Annotated in this window: 11 protein-coding genes; 7 read left to right on the plus strand and 4 right to left on the minus strand. The window is 49.7% G+C overall.

Features of this window, described 5'->3' with window-relative positions; all coding sequences use genetic code 11:
• Position 1: 1 nt before the first annotated feature.
• On the minus strand, positions 2-1558 hold the full coding sequence (locus tag BLU97_RS12680) for a carboxylesterase/lipase family protein (protein ID WP_074762072.1): 1557 nt from the start codon (positions 1556-1558) through the stop codon (positions 2-4).
• Positions 1559-1631: 73 nt separating this feature from the next.
• Here BLU97_RS12680 and BLU97_RS12685 point away from each other — a divergent pair, with 73 nt between their 5' ends.
• A complete protein-coding gene (locus BLU97_RS12685; protein WP_139209027.1) occupies positions 1632-2048 on the plus strand; it encodes a DUF6078 family protein in 417 nt (138 codons plus the stop codon).
• Between the two features lie 4 nt (positions 2049-2052).
• On the opposite strand, the gene BLU97_RS12690 is transcribed toward BLU97_RS12685, so the two are convergent.
• Entirely contained in the window at positions 2053-3027 is a 975-nt protein-coding gene (locus tag BLU97_RS12690; RefSeq protein WP_081353027.1) for an LD-carboxypeptidase, read from the minus strand.
• Positions 3028-3170: 143 nt separating this feature from the next.
• Here BLU97_RS12690 and BLU97_RS12695 point away from each other — a divergent pair, with 143 nt between their 5' ends.
• From BLU97_RS12695 to BLU97_RS12720, 6 genes are all read left to right on the plus strand, one after another.
• Positions 3171-4454: an O-acetylhomoserine aminocarboxypropyltransferase/cysteine synthase family protein gene (locus BLU97_RS12695; protein WP_074761915.1), complete on the plus strand. Its 1284-nt coding sequence runs from the start codon at positions 3171-3173 to the stop codon at positions 4452-4454.
• 130 nt (positions 4455-4584) lie between these two features.
• On the plus strand, positions 4585-7041 hold the full coding sequence (locus BLU97_RS12700) for an outer membrane beta-barrel family protein (RefSeq protein WP_074761916.1): 2457 nt from the start codon (positions 4585-4587) through the stop codon (positions 7039-7041).
• Positions 7042-7118: 77 nt separating this feature from the next.
• The gene (locus BLU97_RS12705; protein ID WP_074761917.1) at positions 7119-8168 is read left to right on the plus strand and encodes a sensor histidine kinase; all 1050 of its coding nucleotides are present in this window, start codon (positions 7119-7121) and stop codon (positions 8166-8168) included.
• A gap of 2 nt (positions 8169-8170) precedes the next feature.
• The gene (locus BLU97_RS12710; RefSeq protein WP_028906927.1) at positions 8171-8908 is read left to right on the plus strand and encodes a LytR/AlgR family response regulator transcription factor; all 738 of its coding nucleotides are present in this window, start codon (positions 8171-8173) and stop codon (positions 8906-8908) included.
• Positions 8909-9014: 106 nt separating this feature from the next.
• Positions 9015-10352, plus strand: coding sequence for an NADP-specific glutamate dehydrogenase (gdhA, locus tag BLU97_RS12715; protein ID WP_074761918.1), 1338 nt, complete (start codon positions 9015-9017; stop codon positions 10350-10352).
• A gap of 53 nt (positions 10353-10405) precedes the next feature.
• The gene (locus BLU97_RS12720) at positions 10406-10918 is read left to right on the plus strand and encodes a septal ring lytic transglycosylase RlpA family protein (RefSeq protein ID WP_074761919.1); all 513 of its coding nucleotides are present in this window, start codon (positions 10406-10408) and stop codon (positions 10916-10918) included.
• Positions 10919-10926: 8 nt separating this feature from the next.
• Here the strand turns inward: BLU97_RS12720 and BLU97_RS12725 are convergent, their stop codons facing one another.
• Entirely contained in the window at positions 10927-11613 is a 687-nt protein-coding gene (locus BLU97_RS12725; protein WP_028906924.1) for a glycine zipper domain-containing protein, read from the minus strand.
• A 132-nt stretch (positions 11614-11745) separates the two neighbouring features.
• Positions 11746-12240: a 50S ribosomal protein L17 gene (rplQ, locus tag BLU97_RS12730; RefSeq protein ID WP_013065636.1), complete on the minus strand. Its 495-nt coding sequence runs from the start codon at positions 12238-12240 to the stop codon at positions 11746-11748.
• Positions 12241-12250 lie beyond the last annotated feature (10 nt).

A 12250-nucleotide genomic window follows, 5' to 3' on the forward strand; every position in this document is an offset into this window, starting at 1 on the left:
TTTAGTGCGATTGTTTAAACGCGTCTAACTGCTTAAAGCAGTGGCGGTTGATTATTTGCTGCAACTGGCGGTCGGGATTGTTGCGGATATAGCAACGATAATCGAACACCATCAGCTCGCCATTCACAGCCGAATAAGGATGCCAGCCTGGTAAGCCTTTGATATTTGGATTACCAGTATGGGCAAACTGTGCCCAAGCACTGCTCATCTTATCAGCTAACTGCAGATCCTGAGCCGATGGCTGTGGCAACTCATTAGGCGACTGGTGCAGGGTGTTGAAACAGAACTTCAACTCGTGACCATGTACCGAACCCTTGTTTACAGGCGATCGCCAGGTAAACATATACATATAGGTAGGCGCCTTGCGACTCTTGGTCATGGCGTCGGCGGTAATCAGTGTTTTAGGACGGAACAGCCAGTCGATACACAGCAAATCCTGTGGCACATAGTCGGGATGTGCCTTGGCAAAGGCTGCGATATAAGCATCGGTATCATCGCCAAAGGTAGCCTTCAACTGCTCACGAGCCTCATCCTCGGTCATGGGCTGATCGTAACGCAGACGCTGCAACTCGTTAAAGGTGGTACCAATCATTACGGGGATATCGTCTGATATCTGGGCGAATGTAGGCTGGAAAGGTTGCTGCAACAACACCTTTCCATCGGGTGTTGGACCGAAGCCCCACATCATAGGTGTGCCCGGTTTACGGGTACCGATACTGGCAGCCATCGCACGTTGACCGGCATCATATAACTGCTGGTAAGGCACATCTTTTATTTTATCCACTTCGTCCTCGCTGATGCCAAGCTCCTTCAGCACAGCCTTGCCGAGTGTCTGTGTTATCTCGTGGTTGTTCACGTTCAGGATGGTACCACTCATAATAATGGCTTTGTGGAATAAGCCTTTGGCCTGAGGCATACACATCAGCGTGCCTACCTTACCGCCACCACCCGACTCACCGAACACGGTTACGTTCTTAGGGTCGCCACCAAAATTGGATATATTATCACGAATCCACTCCAAGGCCTGCACCACATCCAGCATGCCTACATTACCCGAGTATTCGTATTTCTTGGATACTGCCGAGAGGTCGAGAAAGCCCAGGATGTTCAAACGGTGGTTGATGCTTACCACTACCACATCCTTCTTAGCCAACTGCATACCTGGATTCCAGGCCGACGTGCCCGAATCGAAACCGCCGCCATGCAGCCACAGCATCACAGGCTTACGAGCTTTCAGGTCGGTGCTCCAAACATTCAGCACGCAGGAGTTCTTCTCCGACATCTCATTCTCAGAGAGGTGCTGCCCCCACGTCTGCTGCATCACCTGCGGTCCCCAGTGGTCGCACTCACGTATGCCCTTCCACTTATCCACAGGCAGTGGCGGCATCAGTCGTTCCACCTTGGCATAGGGAATACCCAGCCACGCCATCGTACCCTCCTGCACAATGCCGCTCACCTTTCCACTCTTGGTGCTAACCACCAGTTCACTACTCTCTTGTGCCGTTGCCGTAACCGCGCACAACAGCAAAACCATTAGGTTTATAGTTATTTTTTTCATAATCATGCCGCAAAGATAGAAAAATAATTGCAAAAAGTGGTGCACATTCGGTATTTATTTGTATATTTGCCACATGAAAGATAAAGTTGACCACTATACTATATGTTTTATCGACAGTTGCCCGTTGCACAGGCACTGTTTAAGATGGATGGTAGGCCGTTATGCCGATACCAGTAGAGAAACATATCTGGCAGTTAACCCGCATAACCCACTGATGGGAAGCGACAGTTGTCCGTTGTATCGCGAAGATATACGTGTTATCAAGAAGAAAGGCTTTACCAACATGTATTACGACATGCCTTGGCACCTGGAGTTTAAGATACGCCGACAGCTAATTGCCAAGTTCGGACGCAAGCAGTATTTCCAGATGCGTAAAGGCGAACGCCTGATTACGCCCGACCAGCAAAAAGTGATAGAACAGGTTATGCGTGCCAACAACTGGGAAGGCCCCATCAAGTACGACGGGGAGGTTGAAGACTACCTGTGGTAATAGTTTAATCTTTCTGTGATTTCACAAGTTGTTGAGCGGCAGGTGCCACTTCAACAGTTTGTACGTCGCCCTCAACATCAAAGGCAAGAATGGTTCCATCGGGGGTTACATCAAGCGTACAAGTAGCTCCTACATACAGCGGCATGCAACTGTTAGCACCAAAGGGCAGTCCGCAGGCGATAGGAATATCAAGATCATTAAGATGCGCAATAAGCATCTGCTCAACGCTATCGTACTGAATATCGAACCTAATAGAACTGAAGGTACCAAAAATAATACCTTTTACACGCGAAAAATCTAACTGCAATCGCAACATATAGAACAAACGGTCGATATCATGCAACGACTCCTCCATCTCCTCAAGAAACAAAATAATATCCTGATCATCGGGCAGGTTGAACTTTGAACCTGCGATGGCCGAATAGCTTGATAGATTTCCACCTATCAATATACCTTCGCCATGACCGCACTGGTTGTGTGGATTACCGGGCACCTTAAAAAGCGGAACCATTCCAAACAGCATATTGCGCATCAGCGTAGAGCAGGGTTCCAAATTACCAGCCAACTGGAATGCCATCGGTCCGTGCATGCTCATTACCCCTGCCCCAGCCTCAGCATATAGCAATGTGGTAATATCGCCATGCCCCACCAGCCACTTGGGGTGCTTTCGATAACTCTCCCTACTGATACGGTTAAGCAGATGGATAGAGCCGTAACCTCCCCGACTACAGATGATGGCTTTGATGCTATCATCCTGCAGTGCCCACATCATATCGGCTGCACGTTCATCGGCTGTACCTGCATACACATCTGCATTCAAACAGTTGGTATGAGGACCGACAACAGGTTGTAAGCCCCAGCTCTCGATAACAGCTGCGGCTTCGGCTATCACTGCCTCATCTACCCTATAGGCAGGCGACACCAATGCGACCTTATCACCCGGTATTAGAAACGGTGGTGGTACAATTGTTTTCGTCATAGAGTTAATAGATAGTCACGGGGACATGTTTCTGTTGCAAAGATAAACAATTCTTTCAATTTACGCAAGAAAAACGCCCAAAATTTGGCATATTGCCATCTTTTTTGTACTTTTGCCGGCAAATTGTAAAACAAAACATTAAAATGGCTAAGAAATTAAGACAAGGTACGCTTTGTGTACAGGCCGGCTACAAGGCCAAGAACGGAGAACCAATTGAGTTGCCCATCATTCAGAGCACTACATTTAAGTACGACGACTCTGAGGAGATGGCAAAGTTGTTCGACCTGGAGAAGGAGGGCTATTTCTATACCCGCCTGCAGAATCCCACCAACGATGCGGTAGCAGCTAAGATCTGCACACTCGAAGGCGGTGTAGGCGCTGTGCTCACCTCATCAGGGCAGGCAGCTAACTTCTACGCTGTATTCAACATCTGCGAGGCTGGCGACCACATCGTCACATCGAACGAGATATACGGTGGCACCTTTAACCTGTTTGGCGTAACACTGAAGAAGCTTGGTATCGAGTGCACCTTTGTTAGTCCCGATGCCAGCGAAGAGGAGATTCAGGCTGCTTTCCGCCCCAACACCAAAGCGCTGTTTGGCGAGACTATCTCGAACCCTGGCTGTGCCGTATTGGATATCGAAAAATTCGCTAAGATTGCCCACAAGAACGGTGTCCCCCTGATTGTGGATAACACTTTTGCCACACCAGTAAACTGCCGTCCCTTTGAGTGGGGTGCCGATATCGTAACCCACAGCACTACCAAGTATATGGATGGACTGGCCACACAGGTTGGCGGTTGTGTAGTGGACAGCGGTAACTTCGACTGGTTGGCTCATGCCGAGAAGTTCCCTGGACTATGTACACCTGATGAGAGCTACCACGGACTTACCTACGTAAAGGCCTTTGGCAAGATGGGCTACACGACCAAACTGGTGGCTCAGCTGATGCGCGACCTGGGCTCTATCCCAGCCCCACAGAACTCGTTCCTGCTGAACATGGGCTTGCAGACATTGCACCTGCGCATGGCCCAGCACTGCAAGAATGCACAGAAGGTAGCCGAGTTCCTGAACGCCAACGACAAAGTGGCTTGGGTACACTACTGCGGACTGCCCACCGATGCCAACTATGAGCGCGGACAGAAGTATCTGCCCAACGGCAGCTGCGGCGTAATCGCCTTCGGACTGAAGGGTACTCGCGAGACAGCCATTAAATGGATGGACTCGCTGGAGATGATCAACATCGTGACCCACGTGGCCGATGCCCGCACCTGTGTGCTGCATCCCGCCAGTCACACCCACCGTCAGCTCAGCGATGAGCAGCTGCGCGAGGCTGGTGTAGCACCTGACTTGATCCGTCTTTCAGTAGGTATCGAGGATGTAGAGGATATCCTGGACGACATCAAGCAGGCACTCGAAAAGATATAAGCCGACGGCAAACGTCGAAACACATGGGGGTAAACGTCGAAAGAGATTTCACGCTTGCCCCCATTTTTCATACCTTTGCAGCAGAAAAATTTAAAAATTCAAGAATGTAAAAATTAAAAATATAAAAGGTATGAAACAGATTAGATTTTTCCTGGTAACAATGATGCTGACACTCTCAGCAGTAGTAATGGCACAGAAGACCACCGTAAGTGGTGTGCTGATGGACAAGACCCTGAACGAGGGCGAACCATTTGCCACCGTACGCGTGTTTAAGGCAGGCAAGAGCGATAAGCCTATCGCCATGTTTATCACCGACGAGAACGGTCGCTTCCAGCAGGAGGTAAAAGGTAAGGGTAAGTTCGACATCGTATTCAGCAGCGTAGGTAAGGAAGAGCTGCGCCAGAGCATCGAACTGGGAAAAGAAACACCACTCGATCTGGGCACCATTTTTATGAAGGAGAACGAGACCATGCTGAAAGGCGTTGAGGTAGTAGCCCAGAAGCCATTGGTAAAAATGGAGGTTGACAAGATGAGTTACAACGTAGCCGAGGACGAGGATTCAAAATCGAATACCGTACTGGATATGCTGCGTAAGGTGCCCATGGTAACTGTCGACGGACAGGATAACATCACCGTAAACGGCTCGTCATCATTCAAGGTATATGTAGATGGTATGCCCAACGTAATGTTCTCGAGCAATCCATCGATGGTATTCAAGAGCATGCCAGCCTCAGCCGTTAAGAGCATCGAGGTGATGACCAACCCTGGCGCCAAGTACGATGCCGAGGGTGCCGCAGGTGTACTGAACATTGTAATGAACAAGCAGAACCTACAGGCCGCACAGAGCATGAACGGCTATAACGGAACAGTACGTGCATCGGCTGGCAACAAGCAGTTGGGCGGAAGTCTGTTCCTGAACGGACAGCAGGGAAAGTTGAGTTATAGCGCCAACGTGATGACCAGCTACAACAAGCCTGGTAATACCACCACCGAGATGGAGCAGATACAGGATAATGGTACCACACAACTGATGACGTCGAGCAACGACGTGAAGACCCCATTCACCATGGGAAGTCTGACCTTAGGTTATCAGCTCGACTCGATGAGTGTTCTGAACCTGACTGCACAGGTAAACACCATGAACATGAAAAGTACAGGTACTACTTACACCACCATGGGTGGCGCAGCATATGGCGATGGATTCAGCTACGGAAGTACCACCGATATGAAGAACTCGCGCACCTCGTTCAGTGGAAGCATCGACTACCAGCGCTTCTTCAACAAGGAGCACACCCAGAGTCTGGCACTCACCTACCAACTGAACTACAGTCCAGCCACCACCGAGATGACCAACAACTTTGGTACTACATCGAGCATCATCGACCTGACCAACCGCTACTCGGAGAATAAGGACAAGACCACCAACCACATCTTCCAGCTCGACTACACCATGCCGCTGGCACAGGGTCAGACACTGAGTGTGGGTAGCAAACTGCAGCTGCACGATGCCACATCGGATGCCAAGTACTATCTGAAGGGCACCTACGATCCCAATTCAAGCTCCGACTACGAGTACAAGAACTCCATCCTGGCCGGTTACGGCGAGTATGTAGGCAACTTTGGTAAGTTCGGTCTCAAGGCTGGTCTGCGCTACGAGTACACCTGGCAGGATGTAGAGTATCACCTGGGCAACGGTCAGGACTTCAGTACCAGTTATGGTAGTCTGGTTCCTACAGCCAGCATGCAGTACACCATCTCGCAGGGTTCTAACCTCGGTCTTACCTACAACATGCGCATCTCGCGCCCCGGTATCTCTTACCTGAACCCATACGTTGATAAGACCAACCCCATTGCTCTAAGCTACGGTAACCCCGACCTGGATGTAGAGAAGGCTCATAACGTATCGCTGGTTTACAATGCCTTTACATCTAAGCTGATGGTGAACCTGAACCTGCATCACAACTTTGTAGATAACGCCATCTCGCAGTACAGCTTCTACGATAACGACAACCTGTTGAACACCACCTACGGCAACGTTGTAAAGAGTCATCAGACTGGTTTGAGCGGCTATGTTAACTACCTGCTCACAAAGGATACCCGTATCTTCTTCAACGGCGGTCTGAACTACACCGACCTGCGCAGTACAGCCCTCGACCAGAAAAATAGCGGATGGACAGCCAACATCATGGCCGGCATACAGCAGACACTGCCTTGGAACCTGAAGCTGAGTGCCTTTGCCATCACCTCTACCAAGAGCTACACACTGCAGGGCTACAGTGGCGGATTCAATCTGGTAACAGCCAGCCTGTCAAAGTCGCTGCTCAAAGATAAGCTGAACCTGAGTGTATCGGGTATGATGGGCCTGAACAAGGGCGGAAACATCAATATTAATACCTCAAGCCGCGGTAAGGACTTCACCAGCAACACCAGCATCAAGGTGCCCATCTACGGCGTAACCTTCACCGTTAGCTACACCTTCGGTAACTCAAGAATGTCGCAGAAGCAGCACCAGAGCCGCGTACAGAACGACTTCATCGAGCAGCAGTCGCAGGGTGAGATGTTGAACAGCATTGGCAGCGATATGTAAGAAAAAGATGGAATAAAGCGTTCTTTTTACAAAAAAGGGCGCTTTATTCTAAATTATTTCATATATTTGCAAGCGTTATGAAGAAGATAGAGAAAAAAGACATCTGGTTACTACTGACACAGCTTGGCGTATGGGCCATCATCGTATTGGCAATGCCACTGGCCACATTCCTTAGCACGCAAGATCTACACGCCACAAAGACATCGTTCTTTGTGGTTTGGGGCATTCTACACTCGCCCTTCGTAATCTATTTCATCAACTTCTACCTGTTCGGTCCATTCCTGTTTTTCCGCCGCAGGTTCTGGTGGTTCGCACTGTGCAACCTGCTCACTATCCTACTGATGAACAGTCAGTTCTTCATGCTATGGTTCCATCGTGACCGTATTCCGCATGAGATAACGATGACACCAAACATGTGGATAGGTATCTTTGCTGGCATGTTGATGTTTATGCTGCTCAACTGCTTCGTAGGCGCCATTGCCATCGGCATCCGTCACTTTATGCGTATCCGACAGATCAAGCAGCAGCTCAAGGAAGAGAAAGCAAAGAACACCGAGGCCGAACTGGCATGGTTGAAGAATCAGATAAACCCACATTTCTTATTTAATACACTCAACAACATCTCCAGTCTCTGCCAGATTGATGCCGATGCTGCACAAGATGCCATTGCACAGCTGAGCGACCTGCTGCGCTACGCCATGTACGAGACGAACAAAAAAATGGTACCTATCGAGGGCGAGGTGGAGTTTATGCGTAACTACATCGAACTGATGAAGCTGCGCTGTAACGAGAAGACCGAGGTAACCACTTCGTTCGATGTAAAACAGACCATGGAGATAGCCCCACTGCTGTTTATCTCGTTGGTTGAGAATGCCTTTAAACATGGTGTGAGCAGTAACCGTCCGTCGAAGATCGACATCCGACTGCTGCAGAACACTGACGAACTGATATTCAACTGCGACAACACCAACTTCCCCAAGGATGATGCCGACCGTAGCGGTTCGGGTATCGGATTGGAAAACACCCGTCGCCGCCTCGACCTGATGTACAAAGGCCATTATACCTGGGAGCAATCACTCGAAGGCGACATCTATCACGTGAAGATAACATTGAAAATTGAACATTAGATATGCCATTAACCTGTATTATCGTCGACGATGAGCCACTGGCCGTAAAGCTGATGGAATCGTTTGTAGCGAAGACCCCCGACTTGGAACTGCTGGGTAGTTTCACCGACTCGGTAGAGGCCATCAACGCCGTCAAGGAGCAGAAGCCCAACCTGCTGTTCCTCGACATACAGATGCCCGACCTGAACGGCATGGAGCTGGCCCACATGATTCCAGCCGAAACCCGCGTGGTGTTCACCACTGCCTTCAAGGAGTATGCCTTTGAGAGTTACGAAGTGAGCGCTCTCGATTTCCTGCTCAAGCCCATCCGCTATAACAAGTTCATGGTGGCCGTAGAGAAGGCCAAGGAGTGGTTTGCCAAAAGCGAATCGCCCATGCCTCAGTCATCAGCCATCACGCATCAACCATCCGCCCTCTTCGTGCGCGTAGATGGTGAGTTGCGTAATATCACCATCAACGATATCATCTATGTGAATGGTATGAAGGATTATGTGATGTTCTATCTCGACGGCGAGAGCAAGCCTCTCATCACCCACCTCACGATGAAAGCCGTTGAGGAGATGCTACCCCCCGAAAAATTTCTGCGTGTACACCGATCATATATCATAGCGGTTGACAAAATAAGAAAGGTTGACCGCAACGACTGTATTTACATCGGAAACGAGATTATTCACGTGCCCGATGGCTACCAAGATGCCTTCCATAAATTCCTGGGAACGCGCACAATTAACAAAATGTAACTTTGCGATAAAAATTTTCGAGTTTTTACTTGGATGGTATCGGTAATTTTCCTACTTTTGCAGTACAATTAGTAACAAAATGTAAACTTAAAACGTTTTAACGACAATGGAAGTTGAGAAAATTATGCAGGCCTTGGAGCAGAAACATCCAGGCGAAATGGAGTACTTACAGGCAGTAAGAGAGGTGTTGGAAAGCATTAAGGATGTGTACAACCAGCACCCCGAGTTTGAAAAAGCCAAAATCATAGAGCGCATCGTGGAACCAGAGCGTATCACAACCTTCCGTGTGCCCTGGGTCGACGACAAGGGCGAGGTACAGGTAAACATCGGTTACCGTGTGCAGTTCAACAGCGCCATCGGTCCCTACAAAGGCGGTTTGCGTTTCCACCCATCAGTAAACCTCAGTATCCTGAAGTTCCTCGGTTTCGAGCAGACCTTCAAGAATGCACTCACCACACTTCCTATGGGTGGTGGTAAGGGCGGTTCTGACTTTGCTCCCCGCGGTAAGAGCGATGCCGAGATTATGCGTTTCTGCCAGGCCTTCATGACCGAGCTGTACAAGGTGATTGGTCCCGACATGGACGTACCTGCCGGTGATATCGGCGTTGGTGGTCGTGAGATTGGTTATCTGTTCGGAATGTACAAGAAGCTCACCAGCCAGTTCCATGGTGCTACCCTCACTGGTAAGGGTATGGAATGGGGCGGCTCTATCCTGCGTCCTGAGGCCACAGGTTACGGTGCACTCTACTTTGTACACCACATGATGGAGACTCACGGACTCGACATCAAGGGTAAGACCGTAGCTCTGTCAGGTTTCGGTAACGTTGCATGGGGTGCCGCCAAGAAGGCTACCGAGCTGGGTGCCAAGGTGATCACCATCTCAGGTCCCGACGGATACATCTACGATCCTGCAGGTCTCGACGACGAGAAGATTGAGTACATGCTGGAGCTCCGTGCCAGCGGCAACGACGTATGTCAGCCATACGAGGAGGAGTTCGAGGGTTCTAAGTTCTTCGCAGGCAAGAAGCCTTGGGAGCAGAAGGCCGACATCTATCTGCCATGTGCTACTCAGAACGAGTTGAATGGTGCTGATGCCGACATGATCCTGGCCAACAAGCCACTCTGCGTAGCCGAGGTATCTAACATGGGTTGCACAGCCGAGGCTGTCAACAAGTTCATCGCTGCTGGTCAGCTGTTCGCTCCTGGTAAGGCCGTTAACGCCGGTGGTGTAGCCACATCAGGCTTGGAGATGACTCAGAACTCAATGCGCATGAGCTGGACCGCTGAGGAGGTTGACCAGCGTCTGCACCAGATTATGAGTGGTATCCACGAGCAGTGCGTGAAGTACGGTAAGGAAGGCAACTACATTAACTATGTAAAGGGTGCCAACGTAGCCGGCTTCATGAAGGTCGCTAAGGCTATGCTCGCTCAGGGCATCGTGTAGAGCTCGGCGATAGCCAAGGTCTATACTGCCATGCTTCGGCATGAAGGCATTGTATGATCAAATTCATAAAGATAGTCGCAACGACACTAACACTAATAATAAGCTTTACCGCTCAGGCGCAAACCGAGAGCGGTAAGGCTTCGTTTTATTCTAAGAGTTCCAGCGGCCGCCGAACGGCCAGTGGTGAGCGACTGCATCACGACAGTCTTACATGCGCCCACCGCACCTACCCTTTCGGTACACTGCTGCTAGTAACCAACCCAGCCAATGGTAACCATGTTATCGTAAAGGTCATCGACCGTGGTCCGTACGTTAAAGGTCGCGTTATCGACCTCTCGCATCGTGCCGCCAAAGAGTTAGGCATCATCGCCCAGGGCATAGCCCCTGTGATTGTCGAGGAGTTTAACGAGTCGGTCATCCCGTTCAAACCTGCCGAGGTATTCAGCAAGCCAGAGCTCGACTTAAGTACCAGCGATGGCGATGCCGCCACACCAATCTGGGTTGAACTAAACCAGCAGATGAAACTAAAGAAACAGCAGGAGCATAAAGAAAAAAAGAAGCGATAGGATTAACCCTATCGCTTACTTGTTTGAATCCTGAACTCCCTTGTCTGGGAAACAATCTCATTACGACCTAGAAAAACACCTATACGGAAAACAGCCTCGCCGTCTCTTAAGCCATTATCAGCCCGTACGAGCGCTGTATATCTGATGCCCTTGCCTGGGGCTATACTCTCTATCATAACGTTATCAGAGACCTCTATATGCTTATTTCCGCTTATTTCTGTTACATTGGGACGTACGCGGTATAGAATCTTATCCGTAGTATTGAAAACCTCGAACACGATTCTGGCCTCCTCACCGCGTGTCAGTACCTGGTCGCGACTACTGTCAATCAGCATCGGTCTGCGAATCTCTAACACCTCGGGGGTGCGGTCGATATAGATACGGTCATCCGGGTAATCATAATCCGACTGGCGTTGAACGCTGCCACGCTCCATACGGCGCTGCTGATACTCCTCCATCTTCTTTTGGTGTGCTTCATCGGCTGCTTGTCCTACAGCTGCACCAACAATTGCACCGCCGGCCATGCCAATCAGCGTACCGACATCACTGCCACGTGGACCGCCCGAAATGCCACCGATAGCCGAACCAATGATAGATCCGAACCAGGCACCTGTGGTAGCCCCTGTCTCCGTGTAGGTGCCACAACTGCTCAGCAGCAGCATGGCACCAAGCGACATAACAAACAACTTCTTCATAACCTATCTAACTAACTAATTAATTATTTCGGTGCAAAGATAGGCATATATACGAAAAAAAGAAAAGGAATTCCCCCACACTGTGGTAGGGGAATCCCTATTCTTTATAATTAGAATATAAAATTCTAACGATTACTCAGCCTTAGCCTCTTCAGCAGGAGCCTCGGTAGCGGGAGCCTCAGCTACAGGAGCCTCAGCAGCCTCTGCCTTAGGAGCAGCCTTGCGTGAACGACGGGTTGACTTCTTCTTAGTATCCTTTGCCATCTCTGGATCAAAGTCAACGAGCTCGATGAAGCAAACCTGAGCAGCGTCACCCTGACGAGTACCGAGCTTGATGATACGAGTGTATCCACCGGGACGATCGCCAACCTTCTCACTTACAGTAGAGAAGAGCTCCTTGATAGCCTCCTTGTTCTGGAGGTAGCTGAATACTACACGACGAGAGTTGGTAGAATCCTCCTTAGCCTTAGTGATCAGGGGCTCTACATACTTCTTCAGGGCCTTAGCCTTTGCTACGGTCGTAGTGATTCTTTTGTGCATGATCAGCGAGATAGCCATGTTAGCGAGCATGGCACTGCGGTGAGATGCAGTACGACCGAGATGATTAAATTTCTTATTATGTCTCATAATTATTTTT

The sequence above is a fragment of the Xylanibacter ruminicola genome, from assembly GCF_900107775.1.
Classification (GTDB): Bacteria; Bacteroidota; Bacteroidia; order Bacteroidales; family Bacteroidaceae; genus Prevotella; species Prevotella ruminicola_C.